Here is a 17,124-nt window from a genome sequence, read left to right on the forward strand (position 1 = left end):
CGGAGGTCGCGCGGACGCACGTCACGCCGGGACGCCGGATGCCCCGGACCGTGTGGCCCGGGGCATCCGGTGGGCGAGGTGCGTCGCCGGCGGGTCGCGCGTCAGGGGCGGTCGACGCGCGGCTCGCGTGTCACTTCGCGACCGTCACCGTGATCGGCGCGCTCGCCGTGACGCCGGCCGCGTTGCGGAACTCGACCGTGTACTCGTAGGCGCCCTTCGGCTTGCCGGCGACCGCGAGCGTCGCGCGCTGCGCGCTCGGGGTGGATGCCGCCAGCTCGCCCTCCTCGATCACGACGCCGTCCTCGAGGAAGGCGTACGAGGTCGCGTTCTGGCCCCACCAGAGGTTCGCCGTGACGGTGTAGCGGCCGTCGCGGTCGCGGTTGTCGTGGCTCAGCACGGCCTTCGCGGGGTTCGCGTCCCGCACCTTGACCGTGAGCGGCTTCGTCGCGGTCGTGCCCTTCGAGTTCAGGAGCTCCCCGACGAAGGTGTAGTCGCCGTTCCCGAGCCCCTCCACCGGCACGACCACGCGCTGGGCCTGCGGCGTGTGCGGTTGCAGCGACGCGGTGTGCACGAGTTCACCGTCCCGGTAGAGCTTGAACAGGCTCGCGTTCTCGCCCCACCAGAGGTTCATCGTGACGTCGAAGTCGCCGTCGTGCAGGCCGGTGTCCCACCCGTTGTTCGAGGAGAGCACCCCGGCGCCCGGTGCGGCGGTGGCGCCGTCGTCGGTCGGCACCTCCGGCTCGGTGGGGAACATGGCCGTGGCCAGCGGCGTCACCGTGAGGGAGACGAGCTCGGCCGTGCCGCCCTCGGCCCACAGCCCGAGGTCGTCGGCGCCCGCGTTCGGGAACACCTGGTCGGTGATCGTCGTGCGGCCGTCGGCCGAGAAGACCTCGACCGAGGACCGGTCGACGTACACCGTGACGGAGAGCCGGCCGTCCTCGAGCGCGACGGGTGCGTCGTCGAGCGAGGCGAACGCGGGGTGGAAGTCCGTGTTGCCCGAGTCGCGGCGGTCGACGAAGAGTCGGCCGTCGTCGGCGTCGTAGCCGATACGGGTCGACGCCTCGCCGTCGCCGAGCACGCTGAAGCCGAACGAGTCGGCGTCGCCCGGCTCGAACACGGCGTCGACCTTCAGCACGTCGCCCGCGATCTCGTCGAGCGTCGCCGCGCCCTCCTCGATGTCGCGCGCGCCGAGGGTCACCGCGTCATGCGTTCGCTCGAGGCCCTCGAACTCGGGGACGACCCGCTGCACGAGACGCGGACCGCGGTCGGTCGACGCGAGGGCGACCTCGCGCGGCAGCGCCATGGCGCTGCGCCACGATCCCGTGGGGATGTCGTTCGCGTAGTCCCAGTTGTTCATCCAGCCGAGCATGACCCGCCGGTCGTCGGGCGCGTTCGAGAACGAGACGGTCGCGTAGTAGTCCTTGCCCCAGTCGAGCCAGTCGTAGCCCTCGATGCGCGGTGCGGCCGCGGCATCCGAGAACATCACCTGGTCGACGAGCACGTGACCCCAGCCGAACCGGTTGTTGTCCACGATGCGAACGGATGCCTCGCGGCCGGCGAACTCCGCGACGTCCCAGCTCACCCAGTCGAGGCTCTCGCTGTTGCGTCCGGTCGCCGTGCGCACGACCTCGCCGTCGACGACGAGGTTGACGGAGGTCTCCTCGGATCGCGGCAGCGCCGCCTCGGCGCCGAGCACGAGGTGGTCCAGGGTGAGATGACCCCAGCCGCCGTTCGTGTCGTCGTGCAGCTGGAACTGCGCGTCGCGGCCGGCGAACTCCGAGACATCCCAGGCCTTCCAGTTGAGGGCGCCGCCGTCGGCGCCCGTGGCGGTGCGCACGACCTCGCCGTCGACGAGGAGTCGGGCCTCGAGCGTGCCGTCGAGTCGCTTGCCGCCGCCGAGGAGGAAGGACAGGTGATCCTCGCCGGGCTGGATGGCGAAGGCCGGCGACGTGAGGTCGCCGAGGTTGTCGTCGCCCTTCGGCCCGGATTCGAAGGTGTTGATCCGCTTCTGCCCGAGGTAGTAGTCGCCGCCCTGCGTGGAGGGGCTGCGAGTCGGGTCGGTCGCGAAGTCGCCGGTGGCCTGCCAGCCGGTGTCGGCCAGGGTGGTGCCGTCGGGGAACTCGAAGCCGTCGAAGAGCAGGCGCCCGGCGGGCGCGTCGTTGTCGAGTCGCGTGCCGTCGACGTGCGGGTGATTTCCGCCGCCGACGAGCAGGTTCACGTACGGATCCGCGATCGTGAAGGCCGGGGACTCGACCGTGCCGACGGGCCAGTCGAAGTCGTTGAACCCGTTGACGAGCCCGGCGCCGACGTAGCCGCTGACGATGTTCTGGCCGGGCAGGGTGCCCGCGGCCGGGGCATCCGCGAAGGGCCCGTTCTTCCAGTTGCCGGGTTCGTTCGCGACGGTCCACCCGTCGTAGGTGCCGTCGTCGAACCCGGCGAAGACCTCGCCGGCGGGCAGCGCGTCATCCGTGACCGTGCTCTCGGACGTGAAGGTGGTGCCGTCGAAGTCGCCCACGAAGTACTGGCCGCCCGAACCGCCGGCGACGCTGCCCGGGTTGAGGTTCACGACGAGCACCCACTTCGTGTTCGCCGGGTCGCCGTCGACCGCGAGCGGGAAGAGGTCCGGGCACTCCCAGATGCCGCCGGTCGCGTTGGCCGGCCCGAAGTCGCTGAGGTGGGTCCAGGTCTTCAGGTCGTCGCTGCGCGAGAGCACCACCTGGTACTGCAGCGCCTCGACGGCCGCCATGACCCAGTAGGACTCGCCCGTCTCGGGGTTCGTGTACCGAAACACCTTGGGGTCGCGGAAGTTGGCCGACCCCCGGTCGTAGACGGGGTTGCCCTCGTACTTGGTCCAGGTCTGCCCGTGATCGGTGCTGTACGCGAGCGACTGCGCCTGGCGGCCGGCGAGCGTGGGATGCGCCGCCGTGTACGCGCTCGTGTAGATCGCGATCATGGGCGGGTTCTCGGCCGTGCCGAACCCGCTCGTGTTCTCCTCGTCGACCACGATCGAGCCCGAGAAGATGTCCTCGATCGCGACGCCGTCGGCGTCGAACGTCTGGGGGATGGCGAGCGGCTGCTCCTCCCAGTGCGCGAGGTCGTCGCTCGTGGCGTGACCCCAGCTCATGTTGCCCCAACGGGTGCCGGAGGGGTTGTGCTGGAAGAACAGGTGCCACGTGCCGTCCTCGTAGACGAGCCCGTTGGGATCGTTCATCCAGTTGCGCTCGGGGGAGAAGTGCACCGCCGGACGGTACTGCTCGGTGGCCGGGTCGGGTGCGGGGTCATCGGCGGATGCCGCCGTGGCCGGGCCTCCGAGGAGGGAGGCGCTGAGTGCGGCGATGGCGGCGATCGCCGCCGCCAGCCCCCGCGTTGATATCGTCGTCATCGATCGATCGCCTTTCATCACTTGGCTCTGAAGCGAGCCATGACATCGTTGTCAGGTAGACGAGCGCGACATTACGCAGTGTCCGTCGGACATTGCAAGCCCCCTCGGCGGGAGAAGGTCGGCCGCCCGGTCGGATGGCGGCCGGACGCCGGCCAGACGCCGGCCAGTCACCGGTCAGTCGCCGGCCAGTCATCCGTCAATCGCCGGCCAGCTGACGAGGGCTGGCCGCGCCGCGGTCAGCTGGCGAAGGCGGGCCCCGCCGACGGCCGGCGGAGCAGGGCACCCTCCCGGCGGACGGTCGCCGCGGCGATCTCCATGGCTTCACCGAGCGCGGCCGACCACGCGGCATCCGACCGCGGCATCCCGTCGACGGCGATGCGGTGCACGACGGCCGAGAGCGTCGCGTCGCCGGCACCCATCGTGTCGATCACCGGCCCCGGCAGGTCGACGATGCCCGTGCGCACCACGAGGTGGCCGTGGTGCACGCGGGCGCCCTCCCGGCCCTCGGTGGCCAGGACGGCGGGCCCGGATGCTCCGGGGTCGTCGCCCGATCGGAGCCGCGCGACGAACGCGTCGAGCGGGGCCTCGAGGAGGAGCTCCGCGTCCTCGTCGCCGACCTTGACGAGCAGTGCCTCGCTCGCGAGCCGCTCGAACCCGGCCAGGAACCGGGCGCGGTCGTGCATCATGCCGGCGCGCGGATTCGCGTCGATGACCAGCCGGTCGTGGGGCCGCTCGACGGCTGCGCGCAGCTCGGCCGCCTGGTCGACGTCGTCGAAGGGGAAGCAGCTCACGACGACCAGGTCGGCTGCGTCCAGCGCCGCGCGGGCGTCGTCGCCGAACGAGATGCGCCTGGCCTTCGCGGCATCGTTGAACTCGTACCTCGGCTCACCGCCGTCGCTGCGGTCGGAGACCGCCCGCGACGTGCCGAAGGGCGACGGGCTCGCGACCAGTCGCACCCGGTGGTCGGCGAGGTACCGGCGGATGCGATCGCCCGGCTCGTCGTCGCCGAGCATCGCGAGCAGGGTCACGTCCTCGCCGAGGAGTGCGAGCCCGACCGCGACGTTGAGCGCGGCGCCGCCGACGAACTCGCGGGCACCCGACGGCCCGCGCAGTTCGTCGATGAGGGCGTCGCCGATGACCACGACGCGCGGCCTTCGCGCGTCGACTCCGGAGCCGGCTGCCGCGTCGCGCGTGGTGTCGGCCGCCGTGTCGCGCGTCATCGGGCGCTCACCCGGGGCGGCAGTTCGCCGCTCCCGCGCTCGACGAGTCGGGTGGGCACGATGATGCGCTCCGCCGGGGACTCGTCGCCGTCGAGGCGGGCGAAGACGCGCTCCGCTGCAAGGCGGCCGATGGCGTGCGGGTCCTGCGCGACGACGGTCACGCCCGGGACGAGCAGGTCGCCGAGGGGAACGTCGTCGAAGCCCACGAGAGCGACGTCGAGGTGGCGGTCCAGCTCGCGCAGCGCGCGGATCACCCCGATGGTGACGAGGTTCTGGGCGCTGAAGATCGCGGTGGGCGGCTCATCGGCGTCGAAGAGCGCCAGCGTCGCGAGCCTGGCGGTCTCCTCGTCGTGGAGGCCCTCGACGACGGGCGCATCACCCGTCGCGATGCCCGCGCGACCGAGCTCGTCGAGGAAGCCGCGCCGACGCTCCTGCGCGGTGCGGATGTCGTGCCGGTCGCCCAGGTACGCGAGGCGACGGTGCCCGTGCGAGATGAGGTGGCGCGTCGCGAGCGCGGCGCCCGCCGTGTTGTCGCTCACGACGGAGTCGGAGGTGACGCCCGCGGGCTGCCGGTCGACGAAGACCACCGGCGTGCCGCGTCGCAGCTCGGGGGCGAGGTAGGCCTGGTCCTCGGAGGCGGTGGTGAGGATGAGTCCGTCGACCCGGCGGCGAAGGAACGCCGAGACGGCCGCCTGCTCGCGTTCGGGGTCGTCGTCGAGGCTCGAGGCGAAGACGGCGACGCCGCGGGCGAGCGCGGCGTCCTCGACCGCCCGGTGCACGGCGCCCGCGAACGGGTTGTCGACGCTGCCCACGAGCAGCCCGAGGGTGCGGGTGCGGCCGTCGGCCCGCCGGAGGTTGCCGGCGTGCAGGTCGGGTTCGTAGTCGAGCGATCGTGCCGCCCTCATCACCCGTTCGATGGTCGCGGCCGACACGTTGGGCTCGCCGTTGATGACCCGGGAGACGGTCTTCACGCCGACTCCCGCCAAGGTGGCGACATGTCGCATCGTCGGCCGGGCCCGGGAGCGGGCATCGACCGGGAGGGACTCGTCGGTGCGCCCGGCGGCGGTCTCGACCGGCGTCGGTTCCGCGTCTGACAACGGTGTCACGATTTGATCTCCAATGTGCGGTGTCGGCTTGACTATACACACGGGCATGGGCTAGACCTAACGCTGACATCGTTGTCAATGGGGCAACGTTTCCCACACACCAGAGGAGATTCACCGATGAATCACGCAGCACCCGGCGCCGTCCGGCGCCGCCTCATCGCAGCCGGCTCGCTCACGGCCGCCGCGGCACTCGCGTTCACCGGATGCGCCTCGTCGGGCGGCGACGCCGCCGGCGGAGCGAGCGGTGACGACACGATCGGCGTCTCGCTCATCGTCAAGACCACGACGAATCCGTTCTTCGTCGCCATGCAGGACGGGGCGAAGGCCGCGGCCGAGGACCTCGGCGTCGAGCTCACGCTCGCGGCCGGCAAGGAGGACGGCGACGAGGATACCCAGATCCAGGCCGTCGAGAACGCGATCTCGAAGGGCGACGCCGGCATCCTCATCACGCCGAACGGCCCCGGAGTCGAGGACGCGCTCGTGAAGGCCCGCGACGCGGGCCTCTACGTCATCGCCCTCGACACGCCGCCAGCCGACCCGGAAGCCGTGGACATCACCTTCGCCACGGACAACTTCGAGGCGGGCCAGCACATCGGCACGTGGACGGCCGCCAAGCTCGGCGGCGAGAAGGCGACGATCGCGATGATCGACCTCTTCGACGACAAGATCGTCTCCGTCGACGTGGCGCGCGACCAGGGCTTCCTCGACGGCATGGGCATCGACCTCGCCGATGACGGCGCCAACGGCGACGAGGAGCCGACCGGCAGTTACAGCGGCGGCGACTACGAGATCGTCGGCAACGAGGCATCCCAGGGCGCCGAGGACGGCGGGCGCACCGCGGCCGAGACCCTGCTCTCGAAGAACCCCGACATCAACGTCGTCTACACGATCAACGAACCCGCCGCCTACGGCGCCTACGAGGCGTTCAAGGCCGCGGGCAAGGAGGACGGGCTCATCGTGGTCTCGGTCGACGGCGGCTGCGCCGGCATCGACGCCGTGCAGCAGGGCATGATCGGCGCCACGAGCCAGCAGTACCCGGTCAAGATGGCCGAGCTCGGCGTGCAGGCGATCTTCGACCTCGTGGAGACCGGCACCTCGCCCGAGGTCTCCGAGGGCCTCGACTTCTTCAACACCGGCGTCGCCCTCGTCACCGACGACCCCCAGGACGGCGTCGAGTCGATCGACACCGCCGAGGGCGCCGACATCTGCTGGGGCTGACCAGCGCCGCACGTCCGACGCGCCATGAGGCCGCGGTGAGCGGATGCCCCGCCAGGGACATCCGCTCACCGGGAATCGAACCGCACGAACGCCCGCACCAACGAAATCGGAGCACCACGTGAGTCACACGACCGCCTCGCCGACCCCGTCGGCGAATCGAACCCCAGAGGGCGAGCCGCCGACGTCGGCGCTCGACCTGGCCGAGGAGTTCCTCGACCGCACCACGCCGCTGAGCCGCATCCGGAACACGCTGCACCGGTACCCGGCGATCAGCCCGGCCATCGTGCTCGCGCTCTCGATCATCGTGTTCGGCCTGCTGAACGAGCGGTTCCTCAACCCGGCGAACCTCTCGCTCATCACGCAGCAGGTCGCCGTGGTCGGCACGCTCGCCATCGCGCAGACGCTCATCATCCTCACCGCCGGCATCGACCTCTCGGTCGGCGCCGTCATGGTGCTGAGCTCGATGGTCACCGCGCAGACCACGGTGCACCTCGGCATCCCCGCCGTCATCGGCCTGCTGCTCGGCCTCCTCGTCGGACTCGGCGCCGGCGCCCTGAACGGCGTCCTCGTGACGAGGCTGAAGCTGCCACCCTTCATCGTCACGCTCGGCACGCTGAACATCTTCATCGCGCTGACCCTGCTCTACTCGAGCGGCGCCACCGTGCGGGGCGGCGAGATGCCCGCCCTTCTCACGTGGACCGGCTCGGTCATCGCCCTGGGCGGAGTCAACATCACGGTCGGCGTCCTCATGATGCTCGTGCTCTACGTCGTGCTCGCGCTCATCCTGCAGAAGACGGCCTGGGGCCGCCACGTGTACGCGGTCGGCGACGACCCCGAGGCCGCGCGCCTCGCCGGCATCCGGGTCAACCGAGTCCTGATGAGCGTCTACCTCGCCGCCGGCGCGATCCTCGCCATCGGCGCGTGGATCCAGATCGGGCGTACGAACGCGGCGTCGCCGAACGCCGGCGCCGACCTCAACCTGGACTCGATCACCGCCGTGGTGATCGGCGGCACGAGCCTCTTCGGCGGACGCGGCACCGTGTGGGGCACCCTGCTCGGCGCCCTCATCGTCGGCGTGTTCCGGAACGGCCTCTCGCTCGCCGGGCTCGACGTGCTCTGGCAGACCTTCGCGGTCGGCGTGCTCATCGTGGTCGCGGTCTCCGTCGACCAGTGGATCAGGAAGGTGCGGAAATGACCATCGACGACCAGGGCGCGCAGCGCCCCGCCGGGGCAGGCGAAGCCCCCGAGGCATCCGCCATCGGCGCCTTCTCGGGCGAGCAGGCGCCCGACGCCGCGGCATCGGCGGCACCCACCGCGGTCGCCGAGCGCGAGCCGATCCTTCGGGCCCGCCGCCTCGTGAAGACCTTCGGCCGCGTCGTCGGCCTCGACGGCGCGAGCCTCGAGCTCTACCCGGGCGAGGTGCTCGCCGTCATCGGCGACAACGGCGCCGGCAAGTCGACGCTCATCAAGTGCCTCACCGGCGCCGAGGTCCCCGACGAGGGCGAGATCTGGCTCGAGGGCAAGCGGGTGAACTTCAAGCGGCCGCAGGACGCCCGCGACGCCGGCATCGAGACCGTCTACCAGAACCTCGCGATCTCGCCCGCGCTGGATGTCGCCGCGAACCTCTTCCTCGGCCGCGAGCTGCGCAAGAAGGGCATCCTCGGATCGGTGTTCCGCGTCGTCGACCAGAAGGGCATGCGCCAGCGGGCTCGCGACGAGCTCCGCGCGCTCGGGATCTCGACCCTGCAGGACGTCACCGTTCCGGTCGAGAACCTCTCGGGCGGCCAGCGGCAGGCGGTCGCGGTGGCACGCGCGGCGGCCTTCGGCTCGCGGGTCGTCGTGCTCGACGAGCCCACGGCCGCCCTCGGCGTGCGCGAGTCCAACCAGGTGCTCGAACTCATCCGGCAGCTCCGCGAGCGCGGGATCCCCGTGATCCTCATCTCGCACAACATGCCGCACGTCTTCGACGTCGCCGACCGCATCCACGTGCAGCGCCTCGGCAAGCGGGCGGCGACCATCACGCCCCAGACGCACTCGATGACCGATGCGGTCGCGATCATGACGGGTGCGGCGACCGGATGACCGGACCTCGGGAGGCGGATGCCTCCGGCGCGGTCGTGTGGCTCATGGCCGAGTTCACCGCGCTGACGGGTCGCGAGGAGGAGGTCGAGCGCCTCCTCCTCGCGCTCGCCGACGAGGTGCGCCGGGAGCCGGGCTGCCTCGAGTTCCAGCCGCATCGCGTCGTCGCCCCGCCGGCCGGGGTCGACGTGGCCGCGGGCCCCGCGCCGGTCGGCACGCGGTTCGTCGTGGTCGAGGCGTATCGCGACCGCGAGGCCTTCACCGCGCACCTCGCGGCACCGTACGGCGCCGTCTTCAACGGCGCGCTCGGTCCGCTCATCGTGGAGGACGGATCCGTCCTCACCTTCCTCGCGCGGGGCTGACGGCGTCGACGCACCGCTGCCGACGCCGACGCGCCGCTGGCGGCGCCGGTGCGTCGTCGGCGACGGCGCCGGTGCGTCGTCGGCGACGCCCGCGGGCGGCTGTCGTGATGACGGACGGGTAGCGTAGTCGGGACCCCGAGGAGCCCCACCGCATGAAGCCCGGACCCAGGCGCAGCATCAGCCAGGCCGACATCGTCGACGCCGCATTCGAGATCTTCGAGGAGAAGGGCGGCGACGCGGTGTCGATCCGCGGCGTGGCCGCGCGGCTCGGGCTCACCCCCACGGCGATGTACACGTACTTCACCTCCAAGAACGCGCTGCAGCGCGCGATGGTCGAGCAGGTGTTCTCCGGCGTCGACCTCGCCGCCGCGGGCGACCCCTCGCTGCCGTGGCGTGCGCGCGTGCAGCGCCTCGCGGCCGACCTGCGGTCGCGCTTCGCCGAGCACCCCGGCGCGATCGTGCTGGTCGCGAGCGGGCCGCTCGACGGGCGACAGGCCATGTCCTTCGGCGAAACCCTATTGGCAGGTTTCACGAGCGAGGGGATGCCGCTCGCCGACGCGGCGCGGGCGACCGCCGCCGTGCGCGCCTACGTGCTCGGGGCGATCACGCTCGATGCCTCGGACTCCGGGGTGGACACGGATGCCGCCGACGCGCCGTCGGCGCTCTGGACCGAGGCCACGCAGCATCCGCTCACCGAGGCCGCACGGCTGCTCGCCGCCGACGCATCGAGCGACCCGTTCGCATCGGGACTCGACCGGCTGCTCGACGGCTTCGGCGCGGCGGCCGCGGCGAACTAGCGAGCGCGCCCGGCGCGGACACCCGCCCCCCGGACACGCGACGAGGCGCCGACCCCGAAGGGCCGACGCCTCGTCGTGGCATCCGCTCGGATCAGCCCTGGGGAGGAGTGATCTTCACGAGTGCCGCGCGGTTGCCGAGAAGCGGCAGCTGCACGTCCATGCCGGTGCCGTAGGCGACTCCGGAGTCGGCCGGGTTGCCGGTGCCGAGCACCGTGAACCCGAGGTCCGTTCCGTAGGCGTCCGTGGCGGGAGTGCCGTCGGGGTTCACGACGCGCGTCGTGTACGGCGCGCCGGCCACCGAGGGCACGACGACCGAACCGTTGGCGTAGCGCCAGAACAGGCTGCCGTTGCGCAGTTCGAGTCCGGGGACCCAACCCTGCTTGTCGGTGAAGGACTTCACCGCGGGCAGCGCCGGCACGTCGGTGCAGTACTCCGTGTAGGCCGCGTCGGTGATGCACTCCGTGAAGGGGTACGTCTTCACCACGCCGAACGCCGCGTTGGAGGACTGCGCCCGCGAGGGCATGTTCTTCAGCGTCGTCGGGTCGACCGTGGCGGCTGCCCCGGTGCGTCGCAGCGGGTCGAAGTGGCTGTCCACGATGAGCAGGCCGCCCTTCGCGCCACCGCTCGGCAGGGCCGTCAGGTTCGACTGCACGTGGTTCGTGTCACCGTAGGTGGTGTCGCGGTACCAGACCAGGGCGCCGGGAGCGTTGTACTTGATCTTGTCGACCTTCCACGCGCCCTCCTCGTCCTGGTAGACGGTGTCGTACGCGTACTTCAGGCCCTCGTCGAAGCCGTCGAAGTTGCGCCACTCGACCAGGTAGTACTGCGCCTGCGTCGACGTTCCCGAGTCGATGCGCCATCCGGGACCGGACGTGCTCGCCCACGAGGCCACCTCGGTGGTCCAGCCGTTGTCGCCGGACTCGACGTCATCGCTCCAGGTGGTGGTTCCGTCGGCGACCAGCGAGAAGTCGTCGGCGAACCAGCCGCGGTCCTGGTAAGCCGCATCGGTCGCGAGCCGGAGACGCACGCCGATGGTCTGGCCCGCGTAGTCCGAGACGTCGATGTAGTCGTGGCGCCAGCCGTCGGACGTGCCCGTGAGCCCGTACTTCTTGCCGCCGAAGGTGGCGAGGTTGCCGTTCGGGTCGGGGTAGCCGTCGGGAGTCGTGACTTCAGCGCCGCCCTCGGTGAAGACCTTCTGGTCGGTCCACGTGGTTCCGCCGTCGGTCGAGACCTCGACGAAGCCGAAGTCCCAGTCCTCCTCGATCACGTAGTCGTTCCACATCCAGAACTTCGCGTCGGCAGCACCTGCCGGCACGTCGACCGTGCGGGAGAGACGGATGTCGCCCCAGTCCTGGTCGGCGCCCGTGTACCAGGCGTTCGCGCCGCTGTGCGGCTCGGTCAGGACCGTGACCTTGTCGGGGAGGTTGATCTTGACGCCGTCCTTGGTGCCCTTCAGCGGACGGGAGTTCTGTCCGAGCAGGACCGACTTCGCCTTGTCACCGGGGTTGAACTCGACGGGGTCGGCCCAGCCGAGCACCCACTTGTCCCAGAGGCCCATGTGCGTCGGCATCGACTGGAAGATCGGCCCGGCGTGCGAGCCCGAGGACATGAGGTCCCAGAAGTCGACGTCCGAGTCGCCGACGCCCGAGGTGTCGTAGAGGTCGGGCAGGCCGAGGTCGTGGCCGTACTCGTGGGCGAACACGCCGACGCCCGAGTCCTCGGGCTGCACGATGTAGTTCGACAGCTTGAGGTCGGTGCCGGGGATGTCCGCGCCGCCTGCGACGGCCGAGGAGTGCGCCCAGAGGGCGTACGTGCCCTCGTCGCCGCCGCCGCCGGACTTGTCGGCTCCGGCGTGCACGAGCACGACGTGGTCGATGACGCCGTCGGGCTCGAGGAAGTTGCCGTCGCCGTCACGGTCGCCCTGGTCCTCGATGTCATAGTCGGCCCACGGGAAGTCGGGCTGCGCGTCGGCGAGGGCCTGGACCGCATCGACCGGCAGCTGGCCGGGACCGAGCGGGTTGTCGGGGTGGCCCTGCATGTCCTGGACGGCGCCGGCCTCGTAGACGCCGTCATCGTTCGGGTGGCAGACGCTCGCGCCGTAGTAGGCCTCGGAGTGCGGCACCGTGACCCACGGGGTCGCCGTTCCGGTGACCGTGTAGGCGTTCTGCGACATCTCCTCGTACATGGCCTTCATGGTGTAGCCGGAGATGTCGATGCCCGGCTTGCCGTCGGGGCCGGTGAGGTCCTTGCGGACGCGCTCCGTGATGCCCTTCTTGGAGAAGAGCATGTCGTTGTAGTGCTTCGGCGAGAAGTCGGGCACCCACATCGAGTTGTTGTCGGGTCGCGTGAGCGTCGCCGGGTCGGGGAGGTTGTTGTGCAGGGGGCCGTTCTGGACGTCGCCGGGCTTGCAGTCGGCCGCACCGTACGCCGTCGGGACCTGGACGTCGGAGAAGTCGTCGTTCGCGCTGGTGTTGAACTCGACGAGGATCGTCAGCAGCTTGGCGGTCTGGGTCTCCTTGGCCGACTTGTACAGGTGCTTGAGCCACTTCGGGCTCTTGCCGGACTGAATCGACTTCGATTCGAGCTTCGCGAGACCCTCGGCGGCGATCGGGTTGCCCGCCGTGAACTTCCGCTCGAGCGCATCCGCCTTGATGAGGGCCGCCTGCTGCTGCTGCGCGTCGACCGCGCCTTCGGTGACCTGCAGGTCCGTACCGAACGCCGCCTCGGCCCGAGGCTCGACGTAGTTCATGTAGTACTCGGAGTCGCTGATCACCGGTGGTTCGTACTTCGGTGACGCTGTGGCCGCGCCGACCGCGCCCGTTGCCGCCAGTGTGGCGGCCACGAGAGCGACGACCGGAACGACCGCCATCGCGCGCCGCCTGGCGCGCTTGGAGATTCCAGACATTCTTCTCCCCTCGATGCGACCGCGGGAGGTGCCGGGGTCGCGACGTCGCCCGTCGGGTGGACGGACGTACAGGGGAATCTAGCCGTGCCCCGAAGTGGGGGTAAACCCTGTTCCTATGTATTCGCACATTATTTGCGTTGAAAGCCCTGTGGCGTCGATCGTGCGCGTTGGATCGACTCCGGATGCACATCGCTCGCTGCGGGCGCGTTCTCGAGAAGCGCGCCGCGTTCGAAGGCGTGCGGATGCCGCGACGCGCGCGGCGTCACGGCAGGTGAAGGCGCGGGGTTCGAGCGGCGCTCGAGCGGGTGCTCGGGTTCAGCCGATCAGCAGCGTGCGGAGCTGGTCGGTCGAGTGGACCACCGCGATCGCGCCGTCGGCCTCGGCGGGCGAGCCGTAGCCCCACTCCACGAGGATCGTCGGAACGTCGTGCGCCGCCGCGCCGAGGGTGTCGTACCCGCGGTCGCCGACCATGACCGCGTGCGTCGTGTCGACGCCCTTGGCCTGCAGCCGGCGCAGCGCCTCGGCGACGACATCCGCCTTGGTGCTGCGGACCTCGTCTTCGCTGGCGCCCGCGATGACGGTGAAGTACTGCGAGAGCCCGGCGTGGTCGAGGACGGTGGTGGCCATCGACTCGGGCTTCGAGGTGGCAAGGGCGAGCGGGATGCCGGCGGCGTGGACGCGCTCGAGCACTCCGGCCATGCCGGGGAAGACGGGGGACTGGGTGAGGCGCACGGCGTAGTCGGCGCGGTAGACCGAGAGGGCGTGCTCGGCGCCGGCGTCGTCGAACCCGGCGAGCATGCGGAGGCTGTCGAGCAGGGGCGGACCCACGTAGGCGAGCAGCTGCTCGTGGGTCGGCACCTCGAGGCCGAGCTCGGCGAACATGTGCGCGAGCGAGTCGGTGATGTCGGCTGCGGAGTCGACGATCGTGCCGTCGAGGTCGAAGAGTACGGCGGCCCACGTCCTCGTGGGTGCAAGGGTTTCGGTGTGGCTGGGGGAGATCACCGTGACATCTTATGGCGCGAAAATGCGAGCGCCACTCAGGTTTCGTTCACGGACCGGGCACGCGCCGGCCGCGAGGCGGCTGCGTCGCTCGGGAGTAACGCCCCGGGACGGTGCTCAGAACAGCCGCGAGTCGCTGTCGTCGAGGCCGCGCATGGCGTCGTAGTCGAGCACGACGCAGCGGATGCCGCGATCCTCGGCGAGGGTGCGCGCCTGCGGCTTGATCTCCTGCGCGGCGAACACCCCGGTGACGGGGGCGAGGCGCGGATCGCGGTTCATGAGCTCGAGGTAGCGCGTGAGCTGTTCGACGCCGTCGATGTCGCCGCGGCGCTTCAGTTCGACGGCGACCGATGCGCCCGCGGCATCCGTCGCCAGGATGTCGACCGGGCCGATCGCGGTCATGTACTCGCGGCGCACGAGCCGGTGGCCGTCGCCGAGGATCTCGATCTGCTCGGCGAGCAGCTTCTGCAGGTGCGCCTCGACGCCGTCCTTCTGCAGGCCGGGGTCGAGCCCGAGCTCGTGGGTCGAGTCGTGCAGCACCTCGTGGATGGAGACGATGAGCTGGTCGGCCGTCTTCTTGTGGGTGACCCGCCAGAGCTCGACGACACCGGCGGCCGCCTGGTCCTCGTCGGGCGAGAGGGTCTCGAGCACGCAGGGCGGGCTCATCCAGTTGAGCGGCTTGTAGCTGCCGCCGTCGGAGTGCACGAGCAGGGAACCGTCGCCCTTCACCATGAGCAGGCGCTGGGCGAGCGGGAGATGGGCCGAGAGCCGACCCGCGTAGTCGACGGAGCAGCGGGCGATGACGAGACGCACCCGATGAGTTTATGCGTCGGCGGCCGGGGCGGCCGACCCCGAGGGGGCGGCGTCGGGGGAGCCGGTGCCGGGAGCCCCCGGTGCGCCGGACGACTCGCCGCCCGTCGCCCCCGGCATGCGGGAGCGCTCGCGGGCGGCGGGAGCCGCGAGGCCGGCCATGATCATGAGCAGGAGGATGACGAGCAGTGCGTTCAGCAGCCCGAACTGCTCGCCGAGGAAGCCGATGAACGGCGGGCCGACGAGGAACGCGCAGTACCCGATGATCGCCACGGCGCTCACCCTCGCGGCGGCCTGGGTTCGGTCGGGGACGTCGGCGGCGGCGGACATGCCGACCGGGAAGCCCATCGACGCGCCGATGCCCCAGAGCACCGTGCCGAGGACGATCATCCACACCTCGGAGCCGAAGATGAACAGGCTCAGGCCGACCACGCCGGTCGCGGCGAGGACCCGGAGGGTGAGCACGCGGCCGAACCGGTCGACGAGGGGCCCGCCGAGCACCCGGGCGGTCGTCATCGACACGGCGAAGACCGTGAAGATCGCCGCGCCGACGGCCGGGTCGAAGCCGTGGCCGTCGACGGCCGCGAGCGTGAGCCAGTCGTTCGCGGATCCCTCGGCGAACGACATGCCGAGCATGATGACGCCGATGAGCAGCAGTCGCACGTCGCCCCAGACCCGGAGGCCGTCGCGGAAACGCTCCGCCCACGGACGGGCGGATGCGGCATCCGCTCGACCGTCGGCGCTCGCCGGGTCGCCGAGCTCGGCGCGCTTGGGCACGAACCGGACCGCGATGACGGCGCCGATCGCGATGGCCGCCGCCACGACGCCGAGGTGCAGGACCACGGCGATGTCCAGCGCGGCCGCCGCGGCGGCGACGCCGGCGCCCGCGACCGTGCCGAACGAGAAGAAGGCGTGCATGAGGGGCATGAGCGTTCGCCCGATCTCGCGTTCGGCCTCGGCCCCCTCGACGTTCATCATGACGTCGACGGCGCCGTTGCCGAATCCGGCGAAGGCGAGACCGATCGCGATGAGGGGGATCGACGGCAGGAGGGAGCCGCCGACGCCGATGAGCACGAGCCCGATCGAGACGGCGATGAGCGCGCCGGCCATGCCCGCGCGAGCGCCGAAGCGGGCCATCAGCGGCGGTGCCGCGATGAGGCCGAGGACGGAGGCGATGGACCCGGAGAGGATGACGAGCCCGACGCCCTGCGTGCTCAGGCCGGTCTCGTCGCGCACCTCGGGAAGGCGGGCGACCCAGCTCGCGAGGCTGAGCCCCGACAGGAAGAAGATCGCGAAGACGGCGTTGCGCCAGGCCGTGAGGCCAGGGCGGAGCGTGATGGGTGCGGTCATGGTTCTCGGCTTCATCGTCGGGGTGGGCGGCGGTCCGACTGGTGACGGTGGGCGCGCGCCGTGGGCGGAGCGTGATCCGACCTGCGGATCGACCGGGTCGAATCGATTCGACCGGCCCTCGAAAACCCTATCCGGCGCCCTCGGTCGCCGCAACACGAGCGCGGCCGGCGAGACGCGGGTACGCGGCGTCAGGCGCCGTCGGATGCCCGGGGCGGCTGCGCCTCGTGATGGCGCCGGCCGTGCGTCCGGCGGTCCTCCTTCATCTCGGCCTCGAAGAGATGCCGACGTCCGCCGACCAGCTCGTCCCTGACCGCGCGCTCGGCCTCGCGCACCTCGGCGTAGTACCCGTCGTCGTACTCCTCGACGACCTGGAACGTCCAGCGGCCATCGAGCACGTTGCGACCGATGACCTCCCGGTCGAGGCGGTCGGCCACGTCGTCGTGTCCCGCGCGGCGGAAGAGCTCCGCGGCCTCGCCGATGGCCAGGTCCGCCTTGCCGGTCAGTCGGTGGAATCGGTACAGCGATCCGCGAGCGTCCTCGATCGTCTCGAGCGCCTCGGAGAGCTTGCCGAGCGCCTCGACGGTGACGTCGTCGACGCCGGGCGGACGGGTGTGCTGGATCGCCGGGCGGTCACGGTGGGCGGGCTCGGCGGGGTCGGCGCGGGCCCGATCCGGGCGATCGCGGTCATCGATCGGGTCGTCGGCATCCATTCCGGCATTCTCGCGGCGAGGGTGCCGCGCGTGCGAGGGCTTGCCCGGTCGCGGGCCCTGCGCTAGGTGTACTGACCCGGATCGTTGTTGACGTAGGAGAGACCTCCGGGGTCGAGTTGGAGCTGTCTAGTTCTTCAGCTCGAACGCACGGAGGTCTCTCTTGTCTCACGCTAATGCCCGGCTGAC

General features: G+C 71.1%; 13 protein-coding genes. 5 read left to right on the plus strand and 8 right to left on the minus strand.

Annotation, left to right across the window (positions count from 1 at the left end; all coding sequences use genetic code 11):
- Positions 1-130: 130 nt before the first annotated feature.
- From GQQ95_RS17970 to GQQ95_RS17980, 3 genes are all read right to left on the minus strand, one after another.
- The gene (locus GQQ95_RS17970) at positions 131-3,382 is read right to left on the minus strand and encodes a GH32 C-terminal domain-containing protein (RefSeq protein ID WP_157428984.1); all 3,252 of its coding nucleotides are present in this window, start codon (positions 3,380-3,382) and stop codon (positions 131-133) included.
- 236 nt (positions 3,383-3,618) lie between these two features.
- Positions 3,619-4,602 carry a PfkB family carbohydrate kinase gene (locus GQQ95_RS17975; protein ID WP_157428985.1) on the minus strand — a complete coding sequence of 328 codons (984 nt, stop codon included), beginning with the start codon at positions 4,600-4,602 and terminating at the stop codon, positions 3,619-3,621.
- The gene (locus tag GQQ95_RS17980) at positions 4,599-5,606 is read right to left on the minus strand and encodes a LacI family DNA-binding transcriptional regulator (protein ID WP_157428996.1); all 1,008 of its coding nucleotides are present in this window, start codon (positions 5,604-5,606) and stop codon (positions 4,599-4,601) included. The genes GQQ95_RS17975 and GQQ95_RS17980 overlap by 4 nt, the downstream gene beginning before the upstream one ends.
- Before the next feature lie 219 nt (positions 5,607-5,825).
- Between GQQ95_RS17980 and GQQ95_RS17985 the strand changes: the two genes are divergently transcribed.
- The 5 genes from GQQ95_RS17985 to GQQ95_RS18005 all read left to right on the plus strand — a co-directional run bounded on the left by GQQ95_RS17985 (position 5,826) and on the right by GQQ95_RS18005 (position 10,164).
- On the plus strand, positions 5,826-6,926 hold the full coding sequence (locus tag GQQ95_RS17985; RefSeq protein WP_157428986.1) for a substrate-binding domain-containing protein: 1,101 nt from the start codon (positions 5,826-5,828) through the stop codon (positions 6,924-6,926).
- Between the two features lie 196 nt (positions 6,927-7,122).
- Positions 7,123-8,121 (plus strand): ABC transporter permease, encoded by a 999-nt coding sequence (locus GQQ95_RS17990; RefSeq protein WP_246205787.1) that lies wholly within the window; start codon positions 7,123-7,125, stop codon positions 8,119-8,121.
- Positions 8,118-9,008 carry an ATP-binding cassette domain-containing protein gene (locus tag GQQ95_RS17995; RefSeq protein WP_157428988.1) on the plus strand — a complete coding sequence of 297 codons (891 nt, stop codon included), beginning with the start codon at positions 8,118-8,120 and terminating at the stop codon, positions 9,006-9,008. The genes GQQ95_RS17990 and GQQ95_RS17995 overlap by 4 nt, the downstream gene beginning before the upstream one ends.
- Complete coding sequence (locus tag GQQ95_RS18000) at positions 9,005-9,367, plus strand: putative quinol monooxygenase (protein WP_157428989.1); 363 nt, start codon at positions 9,005-9,007, stop codon at positions 9,365-9,367. Before GQQ95_RS17995 ends, GQQ95_RS18000 begins: the two co-directional genes overlap by 4 nt.
- A 152-nt stretch (positions 9,368-9,519) precedes the next feature.
- On the plus strand, positions 9,520-10,164 hold the full coding sequence (locus GQQ95_RS18005; protein ID WP_157428990.1) for a TetR/AcrR family transcriptional regulator: 645 nt from the start codon (positions 9,520-9,522) through the stop codon (positions 10,162-10,164).
- Between the two features lie 91 nt (positions 10,165-10,255).
- On the opposite strand, the gene GQQ95_RS18010 is transcribed toward GQQ95_RS18005, so the two are convergent.
- The 5 genes from GQQ95_RS18010 to GQQ95_RS18030 all read right to left on the minus strand — a co-directional run bounded on the left by GQQ95_RS18010 (position 10,256) and on the right by GQQ95_RS18030 (position 16,938).
- Positions 10,256-13,069 carry an immune inhibitor A domain-containing protein gene (locus GQQ95_RS18010; RefSeq protein WP_157428991.1) on the minus strand — a complete coding sequence of 938 codons (2,814 nt, stop codon included), beginning with the start codon at positions 13,067-13,069 and terminating at the stop codon, positions 10,256-10,258.
- Positions 13,070-13,384: 315 nt separating this feature from the next.
- The gene (locus GQQ95_RS18015) at positions 13,385-14,071 is read right to left on the minus strand and encodes an HAD hydrolase-like protein (RefSeq protein WP_246205781.1); all 687 of its coding nucleotides are present in this window, start codon (positions 14,069-14,071) and stop codon (positions 13,385-13,387) included.
- 114 nt (positions 14,072-14,185) lie between these two features.
- Positions 14,186-14,881, minus strand: a complete 696-nt coding sequence (gene nucS, locus GQQ95_RS18020) for an endonuclease NucS (protein ID WP_157428992.1) — start codon at positions 14,879-14,881, stop codon at positions 14,186-14,188.
- Positions 14,882-14,890: 9 nt separating this feature from the next.
- A complete protein-coding gene (locus GQQ95_RS18025) occupies positions 14,891-16,228 on the minus strand; it encodes an MFS transporter (protein WP_157428993.1) in 1,338 nt (445 codons plus the stop codon).
- 188 nt (positions 16,229-16,416) lie between these two features.
- Positions 16,417-16,938 (minus strand): hypothetical protein, encoded by a 522-nt coding sequence (locus GQQ95_RS18030; protein WP_246205783.1) that lies wholly within the window; start codon positions 16,936-16,938, stop codon positions 16,417-16,419.
- Between the last annotated feature and the right edge of the window lie 186 nt (positions 16,939-17,124).

Origin of the sequence: Agromyces salentinus (assembly GCF_009749395.1) — a bacterium.
GTDB classification, from domain to species: domain Bacteria; phylum Actinomycetota; class Actinomycetes; order Actinomycetales; family Microbacteriaceae; genus Agromyces; species Agromyces salentinus.